Origin of the sequence: Aminipila terrae (genome assembly GCF_010120715.1) — a bacterium.
GTDB classification, from domain to species: Bacteria; Bacillota; Clostridia; order Peptostreptococcales; family Anaerovoracaceae; genus Aminipila; species Aminipila terrae.
Genome location: NZ_CP047591.1, coordinates 3,463,077 through 3,489,730, shown reverse-complemented (window position 1 = coordinate 3,489,730; position 26,654 = coordinate 3,463,077). Strand labels below are relative to the sequence as shown.

Sequence of the window (26,654 nt, the reverse complement as noted above, 5' to 3'; positions counted from 1 at the left end):
TTTGGAAATTTTAAAGGTATCACTTATTTTAAGATTTGGGAGGATGATTAATAATGCAGGATAACCATAAAGACATTTTAAGCGGATTTCATAACGCCAGATTAAATCAGTCAGATGATACTAACTGTGAAATGACAGCAGCATGGAATAACATGGAGCAAATAGATAAGGAAACTAATGTAAATATTCCATCAGAATATCAGATGGAAAAGGCCAAGAACTGGGTAGATAACGGTAGCCAGTTGTAGAAAATATCGTAGAACGGGAGAGTAATAATGTCAAAAATAAAGATGACTTTAGATGGTAATATGGCAGCAGCATATGCAGCATATGCTTTTACAGATGTTGCCACTATCTATCCCATAACACCATCATCTGGCATGGCTGAGATTACAGATGAATGGTCTGCCAGGGGAACAAAAAATATATTCAACCAGGAAGTGAGTCTGGTTGAAATGCAGTCTGAGGCAGGAGCGGCAGGAGCCTTTCACGGTTCTTTGCAGGCAGGAGCATTAACCACTACCTTTACGGCTTCTCAAGGTTTATTGCTGATGATTCCCAATCTGTATAAAGTAGCAGGCGAATTACTGCCTGGTGTTCTTCATGTCAGTGCAAGAGCAATCTCCACTCATGCTCTCAGCATATTTGGTGATCATCAGGACGTTATGGCAGTAAGGCAGACTGGATGCGCCATGTTAGCCAGCGGCTCGGTACAGGAAGTAATGGACCTGGCACCGGTAGCTCATATGGCAGCCATTAAAGGAAGATTACCCTTTGTGCATTTCTTTGATGGATTTCGTACTTCTCATGAGATACAAAAGGTAGAAGGACTGGAGTATTCAGACTATGCAGAAATGGTTGATTATGATGAAATCAGGAAATTCAGGGAAAGAGCTCTGTCACCCAATCATCCGGTAGTCCGTGGTACCGCTCAGAATCCTGATATTTATTTTCAGGGCAGAGAAGCAGGAAATCCATTCTATAATAATCTTATTCCTATTGTAGAAGAATATTTAGAAAAGATGCATAAAAAAACTGGTAGAAAATATGGCTTATTTGATTATTATGGAGCATCAGATGCAGAGTACGTTATTATTGCCATGGGTTCAATAACCGGAACTATTGAAGAAACGGTGGATTATCACAACGCAAAGGGAGAAAAATATGGTTTAGTAAAAATACATCTGTTTCGCCCTTTTTCTATAAAACATTTCCTGAACTGTGTTCCAAAAACCGTAAGAAAGATTGCAGTTCTCGATCGAACGAAAGAACCGGGGGCTACTGGTGAACCTTTGTATCTGGATATATGCAGTTGTTACATTGGAATGGAGGAAGCTCCTATGATTATTGGGGGAAGGTATGGTTTAGGTTCAAAGGATACCTGCCCTAATGATATTACAGCAGTATTTGAAAATTTAAAGCAAAAATATCCCAAAACACATTTTACGGTTGGAATTGTTGATGATGTGACCAATACCTCATTGGAAAGTGCAGATATACCTGCTACAGAGCCACTGGAACGTATGTCCTGTAAGATCTGGGGGCTTGGTTCCGATGGAACTGTGGGATCTAACAAACAGGCAATTATGATTATAGGAAATAAAACAGAAAATAATGTTCAGGCCTATTTTGAGTATGACTCAAAAAAGTCCGGGGGTGTTACCATCTCTCATCTGCGTTTTGGCAAATCACCGGTCAAATCAGCATATCTGGTTAAAAATGCAGATTATATTGCCTGCCACAATCAATCTTATGTTAATAAATATGACATTCTGGACGATATAAAGCAAGATGGAACATTTGTTCTTAATTGCCAATGGACAGATAAACAACTGGAAGAATATCTTCCAAATAGTTATAAAAAAATCATTGCCCAGAAAAATATAAAGTTTTACACCATTAACGCAATTAAGCTGGCAGAGGACATTGGACTGGATAACCGTATTAATACCATAATGCAGGGAGCTTTTTTTAAGCTGATTGGAATTCTTCCTGAAGAGGAGTTTATGAAGGAACTGGAAAAGGCTGTAGCTTATTCCTATAATAAAAAAGGAGACAAGGTGGTTCAGATGAATCAGGAAGCAATCCATAAGGGTGTTGAAATGATTCACCGGATAAATGTACCAGAGTCCTGGGCCAATGTCAGTACAGACCAGGAGAGTAAGGAGTTTTACGGAGAACCTGATTTTATCAGAAATATTATGCGTCCCATGCAGGCACACAAGGGGCATAATTTACCTGTCAGCGCGTTTAGAGGCAGAGAAGATGGAACTTTTCCTTCTGGTACTACAGCCTATGAAAAGCGTGGAATTGCAGTGGATGTACCAGAGTGGATAGAAGAAAATTGCATACAATGTAACCAATGCTCTTATATTTGTCCTCATTCAGTAATAAGACCGTTTCTGCTTACGGAAGAGGAATTAAAAAAGGCTCCAGCTTCTTTCAAAACGGTAAATGCCATGGGTAAATCTTTGGAAGGATTACATTTCAGAATGCAGATAAGTCCAATGGATTGCACTGGCTGTGGTAATTGTGCAGATATTTGTCCGGCAAAGGATAAAGCACTAATTATGAAGCCTGCCACCACACAAAATCAGCAAATTGAAAACTGGAAGTTTGCCAATTGTGAAATAGGGTATAAGACAGATATAAAACTGGGAACTTCTTTTAAAGACACTCAGTTTAGGGAACCTTTAATAGAGTTCTCCGGGGCATGTGCCGGTTGCGGGGAAACCTCATATATCAAACTGGTTACTCAACTGTTTGGGGAACGCCTGATGATTGCCAACGCCACAGGCTGTTCATCCATATGGGGAGCTAGTGCACCTAGTATTTGCTATTCTACAAATAAAGACGGAAATGGGCCTTCCTGGGCAAGTTCTCTTTTTGAAGACAATGCAGAGTTTGGATTTGGAATGTATCTTGCCGTTAAGCAAATGAGAAAAAAGCTGGAAGACAATATGAGACAGATTCTTGAGACAAATATTGAGACAAATATCAAGAATTTAATGGATGAGTGGATTACCAATAAAGAAGATGGTAGTATGAGCAAGAAGATAAGTGATAATCTTATGGGAATCTTAGATGAATATAAGAACCCAGATTCTAAAATCATGCAACTGGTAGATAGCATAAAGCAGGGGAAAGATTATCTCATTAAACGCAGTCAGTGGATTATTGGCGGCGACGGATGGGCATATGATATTGGCTTTGGAGGACTTGATCATGTGATAGCATCAGGAGAAGACATTAATATGCTGGTATTTGACACAGAAGTCTATTCCAATACAGGAGGACAGGCTTCTAAATCCACTCCTACAGCAGCCGTTGCTAAATTTGCTTCTTCTGGTAAAAAATCAGGAAAAAAAGATCTTGGTTTAATGATGATGACTTACGGCAATGTTTATGTGGCCCAGGTTGGAATTCATGCAGATAATACACAGCTTAACAAAGCCATAACAGAAGCAGAAAAATTTAAAGGACCATCTATTGTCATTGCTTATGCACCGTGTATCAGCCATGGAATAAAGGAAGGCATGGAAAAAAGTATGGAGACCATTCAAAAAGCAGTGAAATGTGGGTATTGGCATCTGTATCGTTATAATCCTGATTTAAGGAAAGAAGGGAAACACCCATTTATACTAGACTCCAAAGAACCAACAGATAACTTCCGTGATTTCCTAATGAATCAGATTCGCTACAGTTCTCTGGCTAAGACCAATCCAGATGTGGCAGAAAATTTATTCACGAAAGCAGAAACGATTTCAAAAGAACGGTATGAAATGTATAAAAGACTAGCTGAATTATAATACACATTAAAAAGGAGGAAAATAATAATGAAAAATGCATTTATTAAAAACATTAATCATGAAGAGGTAATTTCACTGGCCAGTCAGGTTGAAGTACTGCCAGGTCAGGTGGTAAGTAAAACACTTGCTCAAAATAAAGCAGTAAGTATTACTTTATTTGCTTTTGCAAAAGGTGAAGAAATCAGTTCACATGATTCCAGTGGAGATGCTATGGTCACTGTCCTTGAAGGAACTGGTAAGTTTAAAGTAAATGGGGTGGATTATGTTTTGAAGGCCAATGAAACCCTGATTATGCCCGCCAGAAAGCCACACGCAGTATATGCAGAGGAAACTTTTAAAATGATGTTAGTAGTGGTATTTCCGCAAAATGAGGAGTAGTCAGTTTCAGTCTGACTTACTCCAATGGTTTCATAAAAATGCCAGGGTACTGCCATGGAGAAGTCATCCCACTCCTTATAATGTATGGATATCAGAAATAATGCTTCAACAAACCCGGGTAGACACAGTGGTTCCATATTTTGTAAGGTTTATTACAGAGTTACCGGATGTATCCGCTCTTTCCCAAGTGGAGGAAGATAAATTACTAAAACTTTGGCAGGGATTGGGTTATTATAACAGGGCCCTAAACTTAAAGAAAGCTGCCAAAATTTTAATGGAAACAAATCAGGGGCAGCTTCCATCAGAGATTAAGCACCTGCTGGAGCTTCCAGGAATCGGTCCTTATTCAGCAGGAGCTATTGCTTCTATTGCATTTGGCAAAGCAGTTCCCGCAGTAGATGGAAATGTTTTACGGATTATGGCCAGGATACTGGCAAACCGTGAGGACATCAATAATACAAAAAATAAGAAACACATGCAGGAAGTCATGGCTCAGTTAGTTTCCGAAAAGGAACCAGGAAGTTTTAATCAGGCTATGATGGATTTAGGAGCAACGATCTGTTTGCCCAATGGAGAGCCTAAATGTTCAGAATGCCCAATCAGAAGGCATTGTCAGGCTAATAAGCTGGGGGCCACATCAGAAATTCCTGTTAAAATTCAAAAAAAGGTGCGAAGTGTTGAGAAAAAGACAGTTTTTGTTATTTCCTCAGAAGGACAGTTTGCATTGAAGAAAAGAAAGCCTGGAGGTTTACTGCCAAACCTATGGGAATTTCCTAATGCAGAAGATTATTTAACAGAAAAACAGGCCAGGGATTTTTTATCTGCTATGGGGATTCGTGTTCATGATATGGTTCCCATAAAACAGTCTAAACATGTTTTCAGCCACCTGGAATGGCATATGAAGGGTTTTTTTGTTACTGCAACTGCAGATGACAGGGTCCAGTCGGAGCTAAGCTGGGTTACTGGAACAGACATACAGCACCAATACTCTATTCCCACAGTATTTAAAGCTTTTATGGAATACTGTAAGCAATGAACAATAGAAAAAGCCTGGATTGTAGTAGAAATCCTACTATCCGGGCTTTTGGTTCGCTTGCTCTGTAATCAGACCTTGATGCCGGTCCAATATGCTTCCCAGGCTAAAGAGGCAAAATCATCAATTGTTATTTCGTCTTTTTGAACATAGAACGTTGCATTTAATATGCCTTGTATCATGGAAAAATATAAATACATTTGGCCTTCACTAACATTGTCCTTTATTTCTTTATTTTTAATACCTGCTGCAAAACAATTTTTAATATGTTCAGAAATATAGCTATCACGCTCCTGAATTAAAGTTTTACTTATATTTTTCAGTTTTTTATTATGTAATAAAGAAATGTGTCTCCAAAAATTTAACCTGCTGTTTTTTTTGTAATAATCAATGACATAAAACAATATACTCTTTAGCTTTTCTTCGCAATTCTTATCTTTTAATTTTAGCGTGCTTTTTTCAATTGTATCAAAACAGTGCTCAATTTGGTCTCTTATAATTAATTCAATTATTTCATCTTTGCTTTTAAAATGACTGTACAGAGATGGTGTTTTTATGTTGACAGCTTCTGCAATTTCAGACATTGAAAGTGCATATCCTTTCTCTGCAAAAAGGTAATATGCAGCATGTAGTATTTCATTTTTTTTATCCATATGGCCTCCAATATACATTAATCATTTAAAACTAGATAAATGTAATAATTTAGCAATTTTATTATAGTATACTTAATTTTCCAGAAAAATAAAAGTATAATAATGAAAATATTTATAAACACATTGACTCTGTATCCAAAATATGATAATTTATGCTTTAAAAAGCTAACGTGTAATAGTAAGTATTTGACCATTTTATATACAGAAGAATCGAACTATGATATCTGAAATTTGGAGGCTTGCTATAAATTCTGGAGGTGTGTATTTTTTATGAAAAGTTTAAAAGGAAAAATGATTGTTTCAGTTCTTGCTCTTGTTATTGTATCATCACTGCTTACAGTTACTGTTGGATTTATGCAGGAATTTAAAGCTACTAAAGAGATTATCCATGCGCAGATTGAGCACCAGTTAACGGGTGATAACAATATGCTTAAATTATATATGGAAGAACAGTTTGGATCCATTAATCTTTCTGATAGCGGCAGTCTTACAGACAAAAATGGGAAACCAATTGATGGCAAATATGAATATATAGATAAATTAGCTGACAATATGAATGTGGTTGCAACTATTTTTGCAAAAGACGGAAATGATTACAAACGTGTTCTTACTACCATAACAGATAATAAAGGAGAGCGGGTTATCGGGACAACGCTGGATGCAACTGGAGAAGCATATAAAGCAATATCTAATGGCAACTCTTATTTTGGACAGGCAGATATACTGAATAAGTCCTATATGACAGGATATACACCTATTTTGGATAATAATAAAAAGGTAATAGGAATTTATTTTGTTGGGGTGCCTGCAGAATCTGTTAACCTTATTTTAGATCAGGGGATTGAATCCACCATCAGGTCTGTTGGAATTTCTATTACATTTATTTTGTTAATAGTAGCTGTAGCTATTTATTTTATAGCTACTTCAATCGTAAAACCTATTCAGAAAATTACAAAAGGCGCCCAGCAAATAGCTGATGGGGATTTCAATGTAAACCTTTCTATAAATTCCCATGATGAAGTAGAAAAACTAGCTAAATCATTTAATAAGACAATAGAACAATTAATTAACTATCAGGGCTATATAGATGAAATATCGGAAGTTTTATTAAGTGTGTCAAATGGAGATTTGACTATTCAGCTTCAAAATGAATATATGGGTCAGTTTAAGAAAATAAAGGATAATATGCAGTCCCTCTTAAATAATCTTAGTACAACATTATCGCAGATAAATAAACTGGCAGACAAGGTAGCTACTGGGTCAGAACAAATTGCAACTGGTGTACAGGCCCTGTCACAGGGAGCGGCAGAACAGGCTAGTTCGGTAGAAGAACTATCTGCTGCAGTAAGTGAAATCAGCAATCATATTATGAACACTGCAGATAATGCCAGATCGGCAAGAGACAAAGCCGATTTGGCAGGTAATGAACTTTCAAACAGTAATCAACAGATGAAAAGCATGGTGAATGCTATGGAACAGATCACTTTAAAATCATCGGAAATATCCAAGATTATACGGATTATTGAAGACATAGCATTTCAAACCAATATTCTGGCTTTAAATGCAGCAGTAGAAGCAGCAAGAGCAGGAAATGCAGGAAAAGGTTTTGCAGTAGTGGCAGACGAAGTAAGAAACCTTGCCGGAAAGTCAGCAGAAGCAGCTAAAAACACTACATCTCTCATTGAAGAAACTCTGGAAGCTGTTAAAAATGGTTCAGAGCTATCTGACAAAACGGCAGCATCTCTGGATGAAAGTGCCAGAGTGACTAATGAAGCCATACTTTTAATTGATAAGATCGCAAATGCTTCTAAAGAGCAGGCAGCTTCTATAGCACAAATTAATTCAGGAGTAGAACAGATTTCAACAGTGGTTCAGACTAACGCTGCTACTTCAGAGGAAAGTGCTGCAGCAAGTGAAGAACTTTCCAGACAGGCACAGATGCTGAAAAATTACATAGGCAACTTCAGGCTGCAGGATGAAAATTTATAGAGGAATAACAATATAAAGACTAATTTAAATTGCATATTTATTTATTAATATAAAAAATATATAGGAAGCAGAGATTTAACATATGAAATGCTGAATCTCTGTTTTTTTGTCCTAATTCGTTTGATTTTGCTGACATAAAATGTTAAAATATTCTTAAAATATTATTTTATACTAAATAAAAAAATTTTTATTTTTTAGCAAACTATATTAAGAGGATTTATAGACTTGCAAATATGTATTTAATAATTTGTTAAAGGAGAATAAAAATGAGTGAAGGAAAAATTTTATGGAAGAACAGGTTGTCAGTAAAAATACCAGTTACACTGGCTATTATTATTTTAATTGTAATAGTCGTTATGTGTTCCTGTTTGAGCTTGTTAACCAGTACCACAGTAAGTAAAATGACAGAAAAGGAATTAAATTACATTGCAGATGATAATGCTAAAGAAGTGTTATCTTATTTGGATAGTATGAATATTTTTTCACAGGCCCTGTCATTAGAAGTGCAAAGGTTCCAAAATCTGGATAAGGAAAATGCAAACAAAATGCTTATACAGTCTTTGCAGGGTGTATTAAAGAATAATGATAAAATCTTTTCTGCATATTATGCATTTGAACCCAATAAATTTATGGCAGATACGCCAAACGGTCTTTCATACTATGTATATCGTGATGGATCCAGCACAGGTCTTGACATCCTCAATGATTTTGATACATATGGAACGGCAGATTACTATTTACCAGCAAAAGAAAATTTATCCACCCATGTTACAGAACCTTATGAATATGAACTTACAACAGGAGAAAAGGTATGGCTGATTACGCTGAGTTGTCCTATTATCAATGATAACGGGGATTTCTTAGGTGTTGCCAATTGTGATATAAACATGGACAGCATTGCAGGACTGAATTATGTTAACGGTGGCTATAAATCTTCTTATAGCTATATTGTTACAAGCAAAGGCAATTGCATGGCCCACACTTTAGATAAAAAAATGGTTGGAAGTGTACCAGAGACGGTTTCTAAATATAAAAATATACAAGCAGCAGTAAAGAATGGAAAATCTGTAACGGATGAGATTAAAAATCCTTATTCAAATGGCAAAACCGCCTTGGTTATGCATAAAGCCCTTCAGCTGAAAGGGACTGATGTGAACTGGTCCAGCGCATTTGTAGTGAATAAAAGTGAGGCCATGAGTGCAGTTACAAAGATTGCGTTAGCTTTGGCAGGTATTGGAGCCATCGGTTTGGTTGTACTTATTCTTGTCAGTGTTATGGCGATTAAGAAAGGCCTGGCTCCAGTAGATTCTGTTATGAGGCTGGCAGAAAAAATGGGAAGCGGGGATCTTTCTCACAGCGACAGTGAAATAACGTATAAGAACGATGAATTAGGCGTGCTATCGAAAATATTCACAGAGACTTCTAAAGCTTTAGGTGGATATATAAATGAAATTACTGAGGTTCTTGAAAATGTAGCATCTGGAAATCTGGATGTATCTATTGAACGGGATTTCATTGGAGACTTTAATCGTATAAAGATTGATTTAAAACGTATTTTAGACTCATTAAATATGACCTTTAATGAAATGAAAGTTGCTGCAGAGCAGGTAGCAACTGGTGCAGAGCAGTTCTCAGACGGCGCCCAGTCCTTAAGTCAGGGAGCTATACAACAGGCCAGTTCCGTAGAGCAGTTGTCTGCAAAGATTATGGAGATAACGAACCAGGTTAAAGAAAATGCAGTGCATGCCAATAATGCAAATGATAAGGCAGAAGCTGTAGGCACTGAACTTGAAAACAGCAATAAGCAGATGCAGGAGCTTCTTAAGGCTATGGACGACATAAACAATACTTCAGGTCAGATTGGAAATATCATAAAAACCATAGAGGATATTGCTTTCCAGACAAATATACTGGCTCTAAATGCGGCTGTAGAAGCAGCCAGAGCCGGGACTGCAGGGAAAGGCTTTGCAGTTGTTGCAGATGAAGTAAGAAACCTTGCATCCAAGAGTGCAGAGGCTGCTAAAAATACTACAGGATTGATTGAAAGTTCCCTTCATTCTGTTCGGGAAGGAGCCAGATTTGCAGAAATTACAGCAACTTCCCTGGATCACGTGGTAATGGGTACAAAAGAAATTCTTTCTGTTATAGCAGAAATCTCTGAAAAGACAGAGGTTCAATCTCTATCATTGGAAGAAGTTACCGCAGGGATTGAGCAGATTTCAAATGTAGTTCAGACCAATGCAGCAACCGCTGAAGAAAGTGCTGCTACAAGTGAAGAACTTTCCAGGCAGGCACAGATGCTGAAAAGTTACATAGGAAATTTCAGACTGCAGGATAAAAATTTATAGAAGAATAGCAATATAAAGAATGATTAAAATTGTATATTTATGAGGAAGCAGAGATTCAACATTTAATATGTTGAATCTCTGTTTTTTTTGTCCTAATTCGTTTGATTTCGCTGTCATAAAATGTTAAAATATTCTTAAAATATTATTTTACACAATATAATAAAAATTCTGATTTTTTAGCAAGCTATATTAAGAGGTTCATAGACTTTGCAAATACGTTATTTAATAATTGGTAAAGGAGAATAAAAATGAGTGAAGGGAAAATTTTATGGAAGAACAGATTGTCAGTAAAAATACCATTTACACTGGCTATTATTATTTTAATTGTAATAGTTGTAATGTGTTCCTGTTTGAGCTTGTTAACCAGTACCACAGTGAGTAAAATGACACAAAAAGAATTAAATTACATTGCAGATGATAATGCCAAAGAAGTGTTATCTTACCTGGAGAGTATGAATATTTTTTCACAGGCCCTGTCATTAGAAGTGCAGAGATTTCAAAATCTGGATAAAGAAAACGCAAACAAAATGCTTATACAGTCTCTGCAGGGTGTGTTAAAGAATAATGATAAAATATTTTCTGCATATTATGCATTTGAACCCAATAAATTTATGGCAGATACGCCTAACGGTCTTTCATACTATGTATATCGTAATGGATCCAGCACAGGTCTGGACATCCTCAACGATTTTGATACATATGGAACAGCAGATTACTATTTACCAGCAAAAGAGAATTTATCCACCCATGTTACAGAACCATATGAATATAAACTTACAACGGGAGAAAAGGTATGGCTGATTTCACTGTGTTGTCCAATTATAAATAATAACGGTGAATTCCTGGGTGTTGTCACTTGCGATATAAATATGAAAAGTATTGCAGGACTGAATTATGCAAACGGTGGCTATAAATCTTCGTATAGCTATATTGTTACAAGTCAGGGCAATTGTATGGCTCACACTTTAGATAAAAAAGTGGTTGGAAGTGTACCAGAGACCATTTCTAAATATAAAAATATACAATCAGCAGTAAAAAGTGGAAAATCCATAACGGATGAGATAAAAAATCCTTATTCAAATGGCAAAACCGCCTTGGTTATGCATAAAGCCCTTAAGCTGAAAGGGACTGATGTGAACTGGTCCAGCGCTTTTGTAGTCAATAAAAGTGAGGCAATGAGTGCAGTTACAAAGATTGCGTTAGCATTGGCAGGTATCGGTGCTATTGGTTTGGCTGTACTCATTTTTGTCAGTGTTATGGCGATTAAGAAAGGCCTGGCTCCAGTAGATTCTGTTATGAGGCTGGCAGAAAAAATGAGGAATGGGGATCTTTCTCACGGAGACAGTGAAATAACGTATAAGAACGACGAATTAGGCGTGCTATCAAAAATTTTCACAGAGACTTCTATAGCATTAGGCGGATATATAAATGAAATTACTGAGGTTCTTGAAAATGTAGCATCTGGAAATTTGGATGTAACCATTGAAAGGGATTTCATAGGAGATTTTAATCGTATAAAGATTGATTTAAAACGGATTTTAGACTCATTAAATATGACATTCAATGAAATGAGAGTAGCTGCAGAGCAGGTAGCAACCGGTGCAGAGCAGTTTTCAGACGGCGCCCAGTCCTTAAGCCAGGGAGCTATACAACAGGCCAGTTCCGTAGAACAGCTGTCTGCAAAGATTATGGAAATATCGAACCAGGTTAAAGATAATGCAGTGCACGCCAATAATGCAAATGACAAGGCAGAAGCTGTAGGCACTGAACTTGAAAACAGCAATAAGCAGATGCAGGAACTTCTTAAGGCTATGGATGACATAAATAATACTTCAGGTCAGATTGGAAATATCATAAAAACCATAGAAGATATTGCTTTCCAGACAAATATACTGGCTCTAAATGCGGCTGTGGAAGCAGCCAGAGCCGGGACTGCAGGGAAAGGCTTTGCAGTAGTTGCAGATGAAGTACGAAACCTTGCATCAAAGAGTGCAGAGGCTGCTAAAAATACTACAGGATTGATTGAAAGTTCCCTTGATTCTGTTCGGGAAGGAGCCAGATTTGCCGAAATAACTGCAACTTCCCTGGATCATGTGGTAATAGGTACAAAAGAAATTCTTTCTGCTATTGCAGAAATCTCAGAAAAGACTGAGGTCCAATCTCAATCCTTGGAAGAAGTCACCGCAGGGATTGAACAGATTTCAAAGGTGGTTCAGACCAATGCAGCTACTGCAGAAGAAAGTGCTGCTACAAGCCAGGAATTATCCGCTCAGGCACAATTACTGAAAGACCAAATCTCAAGATTTAAAATCAGGTAATTGATTAAGATTCCACATAGAAAAGATGGACGACAGGTTTACACAGTGATAAGATGACTGTGTAAACCTTTTTTATTTTTTTAACAAAATTATTGGATGTGGTGTAATGAAAAAAGAAGCAAATTTATAATGGGAATATTGGTTTTAATGTTATTTTCAGCTCTTTTTTATGGGGGATATGGTCATTTTATGAAGGAAAAGGCTGAAGTAATCCGTGAAACTGTACATATTAAAAATATTCCTGTTATTGAAACTTTTATAGATGATGGAAAGAAAAAGCCCATGATTATTGTTCAACATGGATTTAAAAATAAGAAAGAATCAACCATAGAGTTGGCTAATAAACTAGCGGAAAAAGGATTTTTTGTGGTATCACCAGATGCTTATGCGCATGGGCAGAGAACAGAAGGTGCATTAAGTTTAGTAGAAATAATTGTAAATACCTCCAGGGAATATGATAAATTGATTGGGGCTTATGCCAAAGATGACAGAGTAGATATTAAAAGGTTAGGTATAACAGGCTTTTCTATGGGCGGGTGTATTACTTTCCATTATGCTGTTTATGGTAAATATCATCCAGAGGCTATTGCCCCCACTATATCAACCCCATATTTTGAACAGTTAATCGGAAGCAATCTTAGCCGTAGTATTTACAGTTCAAAACAGGGACTGACCATTGCCCAGGATGAAAATACCATAAACCATATAGACCAGTATATTCTTGATAACTCACCTTACAAAGACTACAGAAATTTAAAAGATGTAGCTGTTCTCATGCAAAATGGTGAAATGGATCAATATGTAAACAGTAATGGCGTAAACATGTTAAAGGATACTTTATCAAAAATCAATCCCAGAGTGACGCTTGTTATGATTCCGGAAACCAGACATCAGGTAAAACCTGAGATGATTAATAATATTGTGGATTTCATGTGTCACAACGTAAACTAGCTTATTACATGATACCCAGTGCCATTTGCATAAGTATGCTCACCAGAGTAATTCCCAGCCAGCAGCATATTCCCATAAAAATTGGCTTTCCTCCATTTTTTATTAATTTTATAATATTTGTATTTAAACCGATTGCTGACATTGCCATAATAATAAAGAATTTACTCAATTCTTTAATTGGAGCAGTTATGACAGGTGACAGGCTAAAAACCGTTGTGATTACTGAAGCCAGCAGAAAATACAGGATGAAAAAAGGAAAAATATTTTTGACCTTTACATTTGTATTGGCAGCTTTTTCTTTTCTTGTGCGAAGGAAGGCAAGTGCCAGTGTGATGGGAATAATAGCCAGAGTTCTTGTGAGCTTTACTATGGTGGCTATTTCTAAGGCATTACTTCCATGATGAATTCCATCCCATGCTGAAGCAGCAGCCGTTACGGAGGAAGTATCATTAATGGCAGTCCCTGCAAATAATCCAAACCCTTCTGTAGACATACCCAGAATGGAGCCTAAAGAAGGAAAAATCAGTGCAGCTATTACATTAAATAAAAATATTACTGAAATGGATTGTGCAACTTCTTCATCGCTTGCATCTATAACTGGAGCTGTTGCAGCAATCGCAGAACCTCCGCAGATAGATGAACCCACCCCTATCAAAGTGGAAATTTTGGATGGTATGTGCATGGCTTTATGAAGGATATAGGCCATAATAAGTGAAGTTGTAATAGTGGAAAGGATAATAGGTAAAGACTGTTTACCTGTTGAAAAAATAACGGATAAATTAAGTCCAAAGCCCAGCAAAATAACTGCATACTGCAGTATTTTTTTTGAAGTAAAGTTGATACCTGTCTGAAAACTTTCTTTAGATTTAAACCACATTGTAACAATCATACCGATAATTATGCCAAATACAGGACCACCAATCAGTGGAAAATGCTTTCCTAAAAGCCAGGATGGTATAGCAATCGTTATACATAGTAGTATTCCCTTGAAATTTGTACGAATAAAGTTCATATGTCACCTCACTAAATGTTTTTGTAACTTGAGTTTAACAGGAAACTATTATAATGTAAAATTATAATATATTATATAAACATAATAATTTATTATCATATAACCTGATTTAGTGGTAAAATATATTAATAACATTTTTATTTGAGGTGACATTATGTTGGATTTCAGAATTGAAACTTTTATAACCGTTTGTGAATACATGAACTATACGAAGGCTGCAGAAAAGTTAAATATCACACAGCCAGCGGTTTCTCAGCACATACATTATCTTGAAAGTGAGTATGAAACAAAATTATTCGAATTTAATGGTAAAAAAATGAATCTGACTGAGTCCGGAAAATTTCTCCTGGATTCCTTTATTACCATGCAGCATGATGAAATTCATCTGAAAGAACAGATTAAATCAGGATTCAGTAAAAATAAAAATATTCACTTTGGTGCTACTTTAACTATTGGTGAGTTTTTAATACCTGAAAAAGTATGCGAGTATTTAAAGTCTCAAAAAGATATATCATTGAAAATGTATGTGGCCAATACCAGTGAACTTTTAGAGAAACTGGATAAAGGCGTGATAGATTTTGCAGTGGTAGAAGGGTATTTTACTAAAAATCAGTATGACCACAGATTGTATTCCAGAGAGAATTATATTGCAGTATGTTCACGAAATCATGTATTTAAAAAAGAGCCAGAAAAAATTGAGGACTTGTTTGGTGAAACTTTAATCCTGCGTGAAGAAGGTTCCGGAACCAGAGAAATTCTGGAAAGGGCACTGGAGGGTAAGAATTATGCATTAAGTGATTTTAAAAATAAAGTGGAAATCAGTAACATGAACGTTATAAAATTTTTAACAGCAAATGATTGCGGCATAACTTTTTTATATGAAGCGGCCGTAAAAAATGAATTAAAAGATAAAATTCTTAGAAAAATAATGATTAAGGATTTAGATATTCAGCATGATATGACTTTTATCTGGCGAAAAAACAGCATCTTTGCAGATTATTACTGCAAATTATTTGAAATTCTTAAAATTTTTTGAGAATTTGTATATCATATATGTTAAAATCTATTTAAGGAACGAGTAATATATGTAAATGTGTATGTGAAAAGGAGATTGCTATGTTTGAATTTAAACAAATAAATGAGTCACTTAAATCATATTGTGCAGGAGAAAATATATTTGATTTTTATAGATTGGTTGATCCTAAAACCCATGAGATATTTGATTATGACCAGGATGGCAATCTGAAAAAGCAAGAAGATTGTTGTTATGAATATTGGGGCAGAGACGAAGCGTGTTCAAACTGCGTTTCAAAGTATGCCTATGTGAAACAAAGACAGTATGTAAAACTGGAATTTTTACATGGAAAAGTTATGTTGATTATTTCAAGGCCCGTTAAAATAAAGGATAAAATGTTAGCCATGGAATTAATCAAAGATATAACTTCCAGTATGCTTGGATTCAATTATTATCGTGCAGAAAACAAAAATGTGGAAAATATTGTTTCGCAGTTTAATGAATTGGCGGTGAGAGACATCTTGACAGGCTTATATAATCTGGATTACATAAAGAACTATCTTGATGATTTCTTAGAAAAGGAAGTGGCGTTTAATACGTTAGTGGGAGCAGCCATCGATATTGATAATTACACCCAGATTAATTCCTTATACGGTTATAATTTAGGAAATGAAGTGCTGCAATATGTTGCAGAAGTTATGGCAAAATGTGCAGAATCTAATGGAGGGCTGGCTGGGCGTTTAGGACCAGATGAAATGGGAATTTTTTTCATCAATAAAACAACCCAGGAGATGGAAGATATCTGTGGAAAGATTCATGAGGAAGTAACAAAATCTGCATCAGAGTTTGAAGGGATAAAATTGGATATTAGTTTTACCTATGCCGTAGCTTCTTTAGAAAATGATGATGAACCAGAAGACTTTATAGGTAGATTATATTTTAATCTCAGAACCGCTCAGGGTCATAAATTATAAACAAACAGCCTGAAATCTTGTGATGATTTCAGGCTGTTATTTTTCTTACTGCTCAGAATCCTTTGCAGCTGGTTTCCATGATTCATTTAAGGATTCAAGGAAATGCTGGAGTGCTTCGATTTCAGTGATTCCATTTTCAAAGTTTACGCTCATTGATATAATATCTAAATTTTCACTACGGGTTTTGAAAATCGCGCATTCGGTATTGTTCATAGTGGATTTACTTTTTACTTTCTTGTCAAAATCTTTTTGGAACAAATCGGTCAATCTCAGGAGTAAAGTACTTTCTTCATTTCCGCTCCAGATAGGGAACTGATTTGTTACTTTGTAAGAAACATCATTTAGCCCACAAATAACTTCAAAGGTAGAAGAAATTTCCTTTAAGGTACTGTCGTTAAGGCTTCTTGCACAAATTGTCACATCCAGATTTCCAGTATTGGTTCTGATGGTTCCAATGTTTGAAGTAGCGATGATATCTCCTTCATCTGACTTTGAGTAAACACCATTTATCATAGTATACAGCAAGCTAAAGACTTTTGTACTGTCATCTTTTGAAATAACATTTTGAGGAGCGGCAACAGGTGTCATGGTATAAGTGTAATGTTCTTCCGTATCCCCATATTTGTCTTTAAATTTTGATGCGTCATTTTCAAACCATTTTTGGAATCGGCTTACATCATTATCATTGATTAATACAACAGCTGTTGCACCGGAAGGATAATTTACAGCAGCATCCCCACCATTAAAAGACGCCAGTTCAATCAAAACACCTTTGCTTTTTGCAGATGCTAAAAAATCTCCGATGGTTTTAATAGGATTTGGGTGAGTGCCTGAAGTTATGCCTGAGCTGCCTCCATTTAAATTTTTGATGGAAATTTCATATGCATTTGGGTAAGTAGGCTGAATCCACTGTAACTGTTTAGAAAAATCATATTCAGAGGTTCCTGCACTGCCTATAGTGAAAGCTGTTTTCTCCGCCCATGTAAGATTGATCAGATTATTTCCATGAAGGTAATTGGTACTTATAGATTGTGCACCTGTTAACTGAGTATCCGTAGCAGTTGTAAAAAGTACTCGGATGAATCCATGCTTTTCAACTTTGTCAATTAAGTACAGAGCAGTGGCAATGGCCTCATATTGTTCGGATGGCTTTCCTGTTCCAATAGAGCATTGAAATGTTGTAGCCTGAGCATTTTCATAGCCCTTTGTGGCTTTCTTTGACATAATAATATTATTTTGTTTGTCATAAGAAACAGGTATATTGTGACTGCCAGCCCAATTAAGCAGATATTCTTTCTGCGCTTCAATATCCTTAGTATCAGGAAGGTTTTTTAATAAATCACTATAGATAAGATTTAGCTGTGAAGCTAATTTCTCTTCAAATTCAGTCTGACTTTTGTTAAAACAACCAGTACAAGATAATAGTACCAATACGGTTATTAGAACTAATGATATTATTTTTTTCATAAACTACTCCTATATTGCATTAAACTCTTTATATTTTAGGTATTTTACATTATAATAATAATGTGCTTGATTATAATAACATAATGCATTAAAAAATTACAGTAATTTAATAAAATCTTCATAATTTAAGAGTAAGTTGGGAGACTTTGGGAGGAGGAGATATTAATGGAATCAAAGAATATATTAATACGGCCAACAATTTTCAGTGACTGTGAGCTGTTTGCAAAATGGGAGACAGATCCCTCTGTTACGGAATTTTTCAGCATGGATTCGGATCGTTCTTATGAAGATATCGTCAGGGAATTTGTTGCAAGAGAACTTGACGAAACAAAATTACAGTATACAATTTGTAAAGAGGATTTTCCTATCGGTCGAATATACATAAGCAGAATAGATAAAGAAAGTGATTCTCTGGATATAACCAGAATATATATTGGAGATAAAGAAAACAGAAGCAAGGGATATGGAGAAGAATCCTTAAGACTGCTTTTGGAATATTGTTTTATGAATTTGCATATGGAAAGAGTTACATTAGATCATTTTGAAGGAAATAACATTGCTGCCACACTATACAGTAAGATTGGATTTAAGCATGAAGGTCTTGCCCGTAATGCCTGCAAGAAGAATGGAAAATATTATGACCTGCATTTGCTGTCAATACTCCGTTCAGAGTATTATGGAAAAGTTCATGATAAATAGATGAACGTGATATACTATATATAGTATATTTACAAGAGAAGATTTTAAGTTGCACAGAGTAAATAACAAGTTAGTTATACCTTGATAACAACAGATTTACTCTGTGTTATTTTTATGGCAAATTTTTTTATAATGCTTAGAATAAGTTATATAAACGTTTGCAGAAAAATCGACAAATTATTTAAAGACTTTTAACGTTTTTTTTTGTTGACTTTAATTATTTACTGGGTATAATTTTTATTGTGGCTGCACTAGATATGGTGCAGCTCACAGCAATCATACATAAATATAGCAATAAATGTTGTAAAACCCTGAAAATCAAAGCTTTGCATTTTTTATTGTTTCGGAAAAGTACAGGAGGAGAAAAAGAATGGATGTAATACAGTTTATTAAAAAAAGAGATGGCCGTACGGCTAAATTTGATATAGATAAAATTGCAGCTGCAATCTATAAAGCCGCTCAGGTTTTAGGAGGAAATGACTACGAAATGGCCAGATACCTGGCAAGGCAGGCAGAACTATATCTTGTTGAAATAAAACATACGGACGCTCCTACTGTAGAAGAAATCCAGGATGCTGTAGAAAAAATCCTGATAGAAAATGGACATGCAAGAACAGCAAAAGAGTATATTCTGTACAGGGCTGAAAGAACCCGCATACGGGAAATGAACACCAGGTTAATGAAGATTTATGAAGATTTAACATTTAAAGAAGCAAAAGAAAATGATATTAAGAGGGAAAATGCAAATATTGACGGTGATACTGCCATGGGAACTATGCTGAAATATGGATCAGAAGGTGCCAAGCAGTTCTATGAAATGTATGTACTTAACCCAGCCCATTCCAAAGCACATATGGAAGGGGATATACATATTCATGATTTAGATTTTTTAACATTAACCACTACCTGCTGCCAGATTGATCTGATACAGCTTTTTAAGGGTGGTTTTTCCACTGGACACGGATTCCTGAGAGAGCCCAATGACATCCAGAGTTATGCTGCGTTAGCATGTATTGCCATTCAGTCAAACCAGAATGATCAGCATGGAGGACAGAGTATTCCCAATTTTGATTATGGTATGGCGGATGGTGTTAAAAAAACATATAAAAAACTCTATTGGAATAATATGGGCAAGCTCATAAACATCCTCTATGATATTGACAATGGCATTGAAACTGCAAAAAATATTGGCAGGGAAATTGAAGAAAAGTTTAATGTTTCTCCAAGTATGGCAGAGGATGACAAATATAAAGAGGAGGAAGCTGTACTTCTGGCAGAAAAAGTCAATGCTGACGATGTTGCGAAACTTCAGGAAAGAGCTAAAAAATATGCAGATCAGGAAATAAAGAGAGCCACTTATCAGGCAATGGAGGCCTTTGTACATAATTTAAACACCATGCATTCCCGTGCTGGGGCACAGATACCTTTTAGTTCAATAAACTACGGAACCGATATCACACCTGAAGGACGTCTGGTTATTGAAAACATTTTACTCGCAACGGAAGCTGGACTGGGAAATGGTGAAACTGCAATTTTCCCTATTCATATCTTTAAGGTAAAAGAAGGTGTAAATTACAATCCAGGAGAACCGAATTATGATTTGTTCAAGCTGGCCTGCAGGGTTTCAGCTAAAAGGTTGTTCCCTAATTTTTCCTTCATAGATGCACCGTTCAACCTGCAGTACTTTAAGCCTGGGGATCCAAATACAGAGGTGGCTTACATGGGTTGTCGTACCAGAGTAGTTGGAAATGAATACGACCCAACAAGAGAAGTTGTAGGTGGCAGAGGAAATTTAAGTTTTACTTCCATTAATTTGCCTAGAATGGCTATAAAGGCTAATGGTAATGTGGACATTTTCTTTGAGGATCTGGAGAGAAAACTGCAGATTGTTATTGATCAGCTGATGGAAAGATACTGTATTCAGGCTTCCAAAAAAGTTAAGAATTATCCATTCCTTATGGGTCAGGGAATATGGCTGGATTCAGAAAAATTAAAGCCTAATGACAGTGTTGGGGAAGTTCTGAAGCACGGCACCTTAACCGTTGGGTTTATAGGTCTGGCAGAATGTCTGAAGGCCTTAATTGGAAGTCATCATGGTGAAACAGCAGAAGCTCAGAATCTGGGACTTAATATCATCGGATATATGAGAAAACGAATGGATGAGGAAACAAAGAAAACCGGATTTAACTATTCATTGATTGCAACTCCTGCAGAAGGCCTGTCCGGGCGGTTTGTGAGAATGGATAAAGAAAGATATGGTATTATCGAAGGTGTAACAGACAGAGAGTATTATACAAACTCATTCCATATTCCAGTATACTATCATATTTCTGCATTTGATAAGATTAAACTGGAAGCACCTTATCATGCACTTACAAATGGGGGACATATTTCCTATGTGGAATTAGATGGCGATCCATGTAAAAATTTAGACGCTTTTGAAAAAATCGTAAGATGCATGAAAGAAAGCGGTATTGGATACGGTTCTATTAATCATCCTGTAGACAGGGACCCTATTTGTGGATATACTGGAATTATTGATAATGAATGTCCGTTATGTCACAGGAAAGAAGAAGATACAGATGCTGGATTTGAAAGAATAAGAAGAATTACAGGGTATCTGGTAGGAACGGTAGACCGGTTTAACAATGCAAAAAGGGCAGAAGAAAAAGAAAGAGTGAAACATGATGTCACAAAAGGAAAAATGGAAGCAATCTAGTATCCGGATTGCCGGGTTATCAGGGAATCTATCGTTGATGGTCCAGGTATCAGATTTACTGTATTCTGTCAAGGGTGCCCTCATAACTGTGAAGGTTGTCACAATCCGGAGACCCATGATTTTAAAGGGGGCTACGATTGTTCTATAGAAAAAATTCTGACGGAAATAGATAAAAATCCATTACTGTCTGGTGTCACTTTTAGCGGTGGGGAACCTATGTGCCAGCCAGAGGCATTTCTGACCTTAGCCCATGAAATCAAAAAAAGAGGCCTGGACATTGTAATATTTACAGGCTATTCTATAGAAGAGCTGCAGTTAATGACAGAAAAAAACCAGTACATAAAGGAACTGCTGTTACTTACAGATTACCTGGTTGATGGCAGATTTGAGCTTAAACAAAAGGATCTGGCATTAAAGTTCAGAGGAAGTAAAAATCAAAGATACATCGATATGAATTTAACCAGAAAAGCAGGGCAAATTGTATTAGCGGAATAAAATAATTTACGAAATTTGTAAAAAAGTATTGTACAAGACAGATGACATATGCTATAATAGCGTTTGTTCGAGTTCACTCGGAATAATCGAAAAAATGCTTAATTGCTTAAGATATTTAAAGGAGGTGCGGCAAGATGTCAAGAAAGTGTGAAGTTTGTGGTAAGGGTCAGGTTTCTGGAAATAATGTATCCCATTCAAACAGACATACAAGAAGAAAGTGGAATGCTAATATTCAGACAGTAAGAATCAATGATAACGGAACTGTTAGAAGAGCTAACGTATGCACAAGATGCATCAGATCAAACAAAATAAACCGTGCCATCTAATCATGCAATGTAAATCAGACCTGCTTTTAGCAGGTCTTTTTTTATGTTTTTACTTATTATTTTAGTCTGCATCCGCAATATATCAAAAGGCCACCAAGAAGCAGTATCCAGGCTTTTATTGGAAGAAAAAAAGCACAGACTGATACAAGGCCAAAAACAATCATAATAAAGGCTAAATTTTTGGAGTCGCTCTTTTTGCAGCATTTACTATACTTTGCGGGCTTATTGCAGCCGTATTGCTTGTTCCCCATTATTCTACCCCGATATAGTATATGCGTATATAAAGAAAAGGGTGTCAACAAAATATAATGGTTATTTGTTTTAATTGATTCAGGAATGTGATAAAATAACAGTAAATTTTTTATGTGTTTAATAACCAACAGGAGGAATGAAGGTTGCTATATAAAGAGGAAACTGAAAATGGCAGCATTATCATAGGAAAAGCTGTTATTGCTAAGATTGTAACGGAAACGGCTGCTCAGTTTAAGGGTAAAGTGCTGATTTCCAATTATAAAAATAAAGCAACTGCTTTTGCGGCTAAAATTGGCGTAACTGACGATATAAACAATATGGATATTACTATGGGAGAAAAAGGGTTAGATATCAAACTTTACATCGTAGTTAAATTTGGTACAAGTATCGGTATGGTTACCAATACACTGATTAATGATATACATGATAAAGTTTACCAGTATACATCTATAGAACCTAATAGTGTAGCCATTGTTGTGACTGGAATGATTTCAAAAAATATTGCCAGAAGAAATATTGAAGTCAGGAGAGATAATGAAAAATGAATCTTAATGACAGAGTCACCACGATTAAAGGTATAGGTCCTAAAAAGGCTGAGGCATTATATAAAATTGGTATTAATAAAATTGAAGATTTTTTATATTTTTATCCCAGAGGTTATCAGGATAGAAGGCAGGTTACGAAAATTGGAGAGCTGGAAAACAGCTCTCTTGCTTTAGTTCAGGGAAAAGTAAAATTAAAAATAAAAGGTGGATATGGGAAAAAACAGACATTAAAGTTATTAGTTTCTGATGACAGTGGAAGTATGGAGGTTGTATTTTTTAATGCTAAATTCCTGATAAGTAAATTTGAGCCAGAAGATGAATTTACATTTTATGGGAAAGTATCCAATGAATTTGGAAAGTTTAAAATGCTTCATCCGGAATTCTTAAAGACTGAAGAAAATTATATGCACGGGATTATTCCCATATATCCGCTGACCACTGGAATTTCCCAGCAAGATATGTATAAATGGCAAAACATAGCAAATCATTTACTTCCTCAGGCGCAGGAACCTTTAACAGAAGATATAATAGAAAAAAATAAGTTATGTGATTTAAAATATGCATTAGATAATATTCATTTTCCAAAGGATAAAAGTCATCTGAAAATAGCAAAATACAGATTAGTATTTGATGAACTGCTTTTTTTGCAAATTGGACTGTTATCGGTTAAAAACAGGATAACCTCTGAGGAAAAAGGTATTTCATTTAATAAAAATATAAATATACAGGATTTTATTAAAAATTTACCCTATCCCCTGACGAATGCACAAAAAAAAGTGATTGACGAAATAAATGATGATATGGAGTCGGATAAAGTGATGAATCGTCTGGTACAGGGAGATGTTGGTTCTGGAAAGACTGTTATTGCAGAAGCTGCGCTTTATAAGGCAGTAAAAAATGGATTTCAGGGAGTTTTAATGGCTCCTACAGAGTTATTAGCCAGACAACATTTTGAGGGCCTTAGAAGAGAATTTGAAGGGCTTGGCATAGAAATAGGATTTTTATCCGGAAGCATGTCTGCTAAAAATAAAAATAATACACTGGAACGGTTGGCACAAGGGAAAATTCATATTTTAGTAGGTACACATGCCATCATTCAACCTACTGTTTTATTTAAAAATTTAGGAATTGTAATAACAGATGAGCAACACCGGTTTGGCGTTAACCAGCGGAATCTGCTGGCTGAAAAAGGCCAGAATCCTGATGTATTAGTTATGACAGCTACACCTATACCAAGAACACTGGCTGTGATTATTTATGGGGATTTGGATATATCAGTTATAGATGAGCTTCCTCCAGGCAGACAGCAGATTATTACAAAAGCATTTACTCAGAAAAAGAAGGAGAGTGCTTATTCTTTTGTCAGACAGCAGATTCAGGAAGGTCGGCAGGCATATGTGGTAGCTCCGCTTATTGAGGAGTCTGAAGCTTTAGAAAATGTCCTTTCGGCAGAAGAACTTTATGAACAACTCCAAAAAGATTTTTGTGATGTAAAAATAGCACTGCTGCATGGGGCTATGAAGCAGACGGAAAAAGATGATGTTATGGAAAAATTTTATGAGGGAATTATTAAAATTCTTGTTTCAACAGTTGTTATAGAAGTGGGGATTAATGTGCCTAATGCTTCAATTATGCTCATAGAAAATGCAGAAAGATTTGGTCTTGCACAGTTGCACCAGCTTAGAGGAAGAGTGGGTCGGGGGAAACATCAGTCTTATTGTTTTTTATTAACAGCAGGCGAATCCCCGGTATCAAAAGAGAGAATAAAAATTATGACAGCTACCTCAGATGGTTTTGCTATTGCAGAAAAAGATCTGGAACTTCGTGGACCTGGGGAATTCTTCGGTATACGGCAGCATGGACTTCCTGACTTAAAGATTGCTGATTTAATAAGACATATTAATATTCTGAATATAGCAAGAGAAGAAGCAAAAGCTATTTTAGAAAAAGATCCAAAGCTTTTATCACATGAAATGGCTGAAATAAGAGAGAGAACCGTAAAGTTGTTTGGGGAAAATGCAGTATTAAGTATTTAATCCAAATGCAACCATGAAATGAAATTATTACATCGAATATATAAACCTCCTCGGGTTAAATTAATAACGTAAACAGCAGATGGATATTTGAAAAAGTTTTTCAAACAGGACCATTTAGCTGCAAAATTTTCAAACGGCAGAGTGAAATAATTTCACAAAAAGCCGAGATGGAGGTAAAAAAAATGACATTACAGGACAAGATGAATAAGAGTTATAAGCCAGCTTTAAAGAACATGAAGACAGAAGTTGCTTCTGAACTGGGAATGGCTAACTATGACAGCATGGATAAGGGTAACCTTACTGCAAGACAGAACGGCTATGTAGGCGGATATATGACAAAGAAGCTGGTTGACATGGCTGAACAGCAGTTATCAGGAAAATAACCGATAACAAAACAGAGTCAATAACATTTTGTTAGAAAAGGGAGAATATCTACTGAATATACAGTAGATATTTTCCTTTTTTAATGGTAAAATAATAAAATGTAGATAATAATCAGAATTTACAAGTAAAGATTTTAAAGTTAGCGAGGATTTATATTTGCGGATAATAGCAGGTGATTTAAAAGGCAGAAGATTAACAAGTCCTAAGGATGAGAAAGTTAGGCCAACTTCAGATAAAGTTAAAGAAGCGATTTTTAGTATGATTTCCGATACTTATTATGATGAAATGGTTATCGATTTGTTTGCAGGTACAGGAAATCTGGGGATAGAAGCAATCAGCCGTGGAGCAAGACATTGCTATTTCGGGGACAAGTCTAAGGATAGTCTGGCCCTGATCAGAGAAAATATTAATACGTGCAAAGTTCAGGACAAAGCAACTGTCATAGCAGGGGATTATGAAATGGTTTTGAAGCGCATTTCCGGTAAAGCGCAGATTATTTTTTTAGATCCGCCCTATAAAGACGGACTGATGATTTCCTGTATAGAATTAATAAATGATATGGATTTACTGACAGAAGATGGATATATAGTTGCTGAACACAGTCTTGATGAAAAGTTACCCGAGAATATTGGAAAATACCAGAAGATTAAAGAAAAGAGATATGGGAAAATAGCTGTTTCAATTTATGGATAAATATGCTACAATGTTTGATAGCAAAAAAACAGTTAGGGGCACGTTAATGAAACAAAAGGCATTATATGCAGGGTCTTTTGATCCTATAACAAATGGGCATTTAGATTTAATAAACAGAGCTGCAAAGCTATATGATAATTTAGTAGTAGGGGTTATAACAAATCCTTCCAAAAATCCGCTTTTCAGTGTGGATGAAAGAAAGATGCTTATTAAAGAAGCAACTTCGCATCTTGATAATGTGGAAGTAGATAATTTTACAGGTTTGCTTGCGGAATATGTGAACAGGCAAAAGTTCGATGTGGTAATAAGAGGTCTTCGGGCAACTACGGATTTTGAATCAGAAATCCAGATGGCTCAAATGAATGCAAGGCTGTACAATGATAATGTAGAAACGATTTTTCTAATGACATGTCCGGAATTTTCGTTTTTAAGTTCCAGTATGGCAAAAGAAGTATTCATGCTTAATGGAGAAATAGGGGGTTTAGTTCCTGATGTGGTATTAAACTACATGAAAAAGAAGTATAGATAATTTACTTTACAAGAGAAAAACACAGGAGG

Annotated in this window: 22 protein-coding genes; 19 read left to right on the top strand and 3 right to left on the bottom strand. The window is 35.9% G+C overall.

Annotated elements, in window-relative coordinates:
- Positions 1–53: 53 nt before the first annotated feature.
- The 4 genes from Ami3637_RS16950 to mutY are packed head-to-tail and all read left to right on the top strand — an operon-like array spanning position 54 to position 5,223.
- Entirely contained in the window at positions 54–248 is a 195-nt protein-coding gene (locus Ami3637_RS16950; protein WP_162363602.1) for a CDIF630_02480 family spore surface protein, read from the top strand.
- A 27-nt stretch (positions 249–275) separates the two neighbouring features.
- A complete protein-coding gene (nifJ, locus tag Ami3637_RS16945; protein ID WP_162363601.1) occupies positions 276–3,809 on the top strand; it encodes a pyruvate:ferredoxin (flavodoxin) oxidoreductase in 3,534 nt (1,177 codons plus the stop codon).
- Positions 3,810–3,836: 27 nt separating this feature from the next.
- Positions 3,837–4,187: a cupin domain-containing protein gene (locus tag Ami3637_RS16940; protein WP_162363600.1), complete on the top strand. Its 351-nt coding sequence runs from the start codon at positions 3,837–3,839 to the stop codon at positions 4,185–4,187.
- The gene (mutY, locus tag Ami3637_RS16935) at positions 4,177–5,223 is read left to right on the top strand and encodes an A/G-specific adenine glycosylase (protein WP_162363599.1); all 1,047 of its coding nucleotides are present in this window, start codon (positions 4,177–4,179) and stop codon (positions 5,221–5,223) included. The genes Ami3637_RS16940 and mutY overlap by 11 nt, the downstream gene beginning before the upstream one ends.
- Before the next feature lie 68 nt (positions 5,224–5,291).
- Here mutY and Ami3637_RS16930 read toward each other — a convergent pair whose 3' ends face one another.
- Positions 5,292–5,873 (bottom strand): TetR/AcrR family transcriptional regulator, encoded by a 582-nt coding sequence (locus Ami3637_RS16930; RefSeq protein WP_162363598.1) that lies wholly within the window; start codon positions 5,871–5,873, stop codon positions 5,292–5,294.
- A 270-nt stretch (positions 5,874–6,143) separates the two neighbouring features.
- Between Ami3637_RS16930 and Ami3637_RS16925 the strand changes: the two genes are divergently transcribed.
- From Ami3637_RS16925 to Ami3637_RS16910, 4 genes are all read left to right on the top strand, one after another.
- Positions 6,144–7,862 carry a methyl-accepting chemotaxis protein gene (locus Ami3637_RS16925; protein WP_162363597.1) on the top strand — a complete coding sequence of 573 codons (1,719 nt, stop codon included), beginning with the start codon at positions 6,144–6,146 and terminating at the stop codon, positions 7,860–7,862.
- Positions 7,863–8,128: 266 nt separating this feature from the next.
- Positions 8,129–10,210, top strand: coding sequence for a methyl-accepting chemotaxis protein (locus Ami3637_RS16920; protein WP_162363596.1), 2,082 nt, complete (start codon positions 8,129–8,131; stop codon positions 10,208–10,210).
- 248 nt (positions 10,211–10,458) lie between these two features.
- Complete coding sequence (locus tag Ami3637_RS16915; protein ID WP_162363595.1) at positions 10,459–12,528, top strand: methyl-accepting chemotaxis protein; 2,070 nt, start codon at positions 10,459–10,461, stop codon at positions 12,526–12,528.
- Between the two features lie 129 nt (positions 12,529–12,657).
- The gene (locus tag Ami3637_RS16910; RefSeq protein ID WP_162363594.1) at positions 12,658–13,479 is read left to right on the top strand and encodes an alpha/beta hydrolase family protein; all 822 of its coding nucleotides are present in this window, start codon (positions 12,658–12,660) and stop codon (positions 13,477–13,479) included.
- Between the two features lie 4 nt (positions 13,480–13,483).
- Here the strand turns inward: Ami3637_RS16910 and Ami3637_RS16905 are convergent, their stop codons facing one another.
- Positions 13,484–14,491 carry a YeiH family protein gene (locus Ami3637_RS16905; protein ID WP_162363593.1) on the bottom strand — a complete coding sequence of 336 codons (1,008 nt, stop codon included), beginning with the start codon at positions 14,489–14,491 and terminating at the stop codon, positions 13,484–13,486.
- Between the two features lie 154 nt (positions 14,492–14,645).
- Here Ami3637_RS16905 and Ami3637_RS16900 point away from each other — a divergent pair, with 154 nt between their 5' ends.
- Positions 14,646–15,527 (top strand): LysR family transcriptional regulator, encoded by an 882-nt coding sequence (locus Ami3637_RS16900; RefSeq protein ID WP_162363592.1) that lies wholly within the window; start codon positions 14,646–14,648, stop codon positions 15,525–15,527.
- An 80-nt stretch (positions 15,528–15,607) separates the two neighbouring features.
- On the top strand, positions 15,608–16,480 hold the full coding sequence (locus Ami3637_RS16895) for a GGDEF domain-containing protein (RefSeq protein ID WP_162363591.1): 873 nt from the start codon (positions 15,608–15,610) through the stop codon (positions 16,478–16,480).
- Positions 16,481–16,525: 45 nt separating this feature from the next.
- On the opposite strand, the gene Ami3637_RS16890 is transcribed toward Ami3637_RS16895, so the two are convergent.
- A complete protein-coding gene (locus tag Ami3637_RS16890; RefSeq protein WP_162363590.1) occupies positions 16,526–17,947 on the bottom strand; it encodes a zinc-binding metallopeptidase family protein in 1,422 nt (473 codons plus the stop codon).
- 165 nt (positions 17,948–18,112) lie between these two features.
- On the opposite strand from Ami3637_RS16890, the gene Ami3637_RS16885 reads away from it, so the two are divergent.
- The 9 genes from Ami3637_RS16885 to coaD all read left to right on the top strand — a co-directional run bounded on the left by Ami3637_RS16885 (position 18,113) and on the right by coaD (position 26,625).
- Complete coding sequence (locus Ami3637_RS16885; RefSeq protein WP_162363589.1) at positions 18,113–18,646, top strand: GNAT family N-acetyltransferase; 534 nt, start codon at positions 18,113–18,115, stop codon at positions 18,644–18,646.
- Between the two features lie 370 nt (positions 18,647–19,016).
- Positions 19,017–21,365 (top strand): anaerobic ribonucleoside triphosphate reductase, encoded by a 2,349-nt coding sequence (locus Ami3637_RS16880; protein ID WP_162363588.1) that lies wholly within the window; start codon positions 19,017–19,019, stop codon positions 21,363–21,365.
- Between the two features lie 18 nt (positions 21,366–21,383).
- A complete protein-coding gene (nrdG, locus tag Ami3637_RS16875; RefSeq protein WP_162363808.1) occupies positions 21,384–21,860 on the top strand; it encodes an anaerobic ribonucleoside-triphosphate reductase activating protein in 477 nt (158 codons plus the stop codon).
- Between the two features lie 134 nt (positions 21,861–21,994).
- Positions 21,995–22,186 (top strand): 50S ribosomal protein L28, encoded by a 192-nt coding sequence (gene rpmB / locus Ami3637_RS16870; protein ID WP_162363587.1) that lies wholly within the window; start codon positions 21,995–21,997, stop codon positions 22,184–22,186.
- A gap of 395 nt (positions 22,187–22,581) precedes the next feature.
- Positions 22,582–22,983 (top strand): Asp23/Gls24 family envelope stress response protein, encoded by a 402-nt coding sequence (locus Ami3637_RS16865; RefSeq protein WP_162363586.1) that lies wholly within the window; start codon positions 22,582–22,584, stop codon positions 22,981–22,983.
- Positions 22,980–25,019: an ATP-dependent DNA helicase RecG gene (gene recG / locus Ami3637_RS16860; protein ID WP_162363585.1), complete on the top strand. Its 2,040-nt coding sequence runs from the start codon at positions 22,980–22,982 to the stop codon at positions 25,017–25,019. The genes Ami3637_RS16865 and recG overlap by 4 nt, the downstream gene beginning before the upstream one ends.
- Before the next feature lie 182 nt (positions 25,020–25,201).
- Entirely contained in the window at positions 25,202–25,402 is a 201-nt protein-coding gene (locus tag Ami3637_RS16855) for an alpha/beta-type small acid-soluble spore protein (protein ID WP_128745456.1), read from the top strand.
- A 157-nt stretch (positions 25,403–25,559) separates the two neighbouring features.
- Positions 25,560–26,096, top strand: a complete 537-nt coding sequence (gene rsmD, locus Ami3637_RS16850; RefSeq protein ID WP_162363584.1) for a 16S rRNA (guanine(966)-N(2))-methyltransferase RsmD — start codon at positions 25,560–25,562, stop codon at positions 26,094–26,096.
- 46 nt (positions 26,097–26,142) lie between these two features.
- The gene (gene coaD, locus Ami3637_RS16845) at positions 26,143–26,625 is read left to right on the top strand and encodes a pantetheine-phosphate adenylyltransferase (RefSeq protein ID WP_162363807.1); all 483 of its coding nucleotides are present in this window, start codon (positions 26,143–26,145) and stop codon (positions 26,623–26,625) included.
- Positions 26,626–26,654: the final 29 nt, after the last annotated feature.

Coding starts and splice junctions, on each gene's coding strand:
- Ami3637_RS16950 (WP_162363602.1), top strand. CDS start 54: ATGCAGGATAACCATAAAGACATTTTAAGCGGATTTCATAACGCCAGA.
- nifJ (WP_162363601.1), top strand. CDS start 276: ATGTCAAAAATAAAGATGACTTTAGATGGTAATATGGCAGCAGCATAT.
- Ami3637_RS16940 (WP_162363600.1), top strand. CDS start 3,837: ATGAAAAATGCATTTATTAAAAACATTAATCATGAAGAGGTAATTTCA.
- mutY (WP_162363599.1), top strand. CDS start 4,177: ATGAGGAGTAGTCAGTTTCAGTCTGACTTACTCCAATGGTTTCATAAA.
- Ami3637_RS16930 (WP_162363598.1), bottom strand. CDS start 5,873: ATGGATAAAAAAAATGAAATACTACATGCTGCATATTACCTTTTTGCA.
- Ami3637_RS16925 (WP_162363597.1), top strand. CDS start 6,144: ATGAAAAGTTTAAAAGGAAAAATGATTGTTTCAGTTCTTGCTCTTGTT.
- Ami3637_RS16920 (WP_162363596.1), top strand. CDS start 8,129: ATGAGTGAAGGAAAAATTTTATGGAAGAACAGGTTGTCAGTAAAAATA.
- Ami3637_RS16915 (WP_162363595.1), top strand. CDS start 10,459: ATGAGTGAAGGGAAAATTTTATGGAAGAACAGATTGTCAGTAAAAATA.
- Ami3637_RS16910 (WP_162363594.1), top strand. CDS start 12,658: ATGGGAATATTGGTTTTAATGTTATTTTCAGCTCTTTTTTATGGGGGA.
- Ami3637_RS16905 (WP_162363593.1), bottom strand. CDS start 14,491: ATGAACTTTATTCGTACAAATTTCAAGGGAATACTACTATGTATAACG.
- Ami3637_RS16900 (WP_162363592.1), top strand. CDS start 14,646: ATGTTGGATTTCAGAATTGAAACTTTTATAACCGTTTGTGAATACATG.
- Ami3637_RS16895 (WP_162363591.1), top strand. CDS start 15,608: ATGTTTGAATTTAAACAAATAAATGAGTCACTTAAATCATATTGTGCA.
- Ami3637_RS16890 (WP_162363590.1), bottom strand. CDS start 17,947: ATGAAAAAAATAATATCATTAGTTCTAATAACCGTATTGGTACTATTA.
- Ami3637_RS16885 (WP_162363589.1), top strand. CDS start 18,113: ATGGAATCAAAGAATATATTAATACGGCCAACAATTTTCAGTGACTGT.
- Ami3637_RS16880 (WP_162363588.1), top strand. CDS start 19,017: ATGGATGTAATACAGTTTATTAAAAAAAGAGATGGCCGTACGGCTAAA.
- rpmB (WP_162363587.1), top strand. CDS start 21,995: ATGTCAAGAAAGTGTGAAGTTTGTGGTAAGGGTCAGGTTTCTGGAAAT.
- recG (WP_162363585.1), top strand. CDS start 22,980: ATGAATCTTAATGACAGAGTCACCACGATTAAAGGTATAGGTCCTAAA.
- Ami3637_RS16855 (WP_128745456.1), top strand. CDS start 25,202: ATGACATTACAGGACAAGATGAATAAGAGTTATAAGCCAGCTTTAAAG.
- coaD (WP_162363807.1), top strand. CDS start 26,143: ATGAAACAAAAGGCATTATATGCAGGGTCTTTTGATCCTATAACAAAT.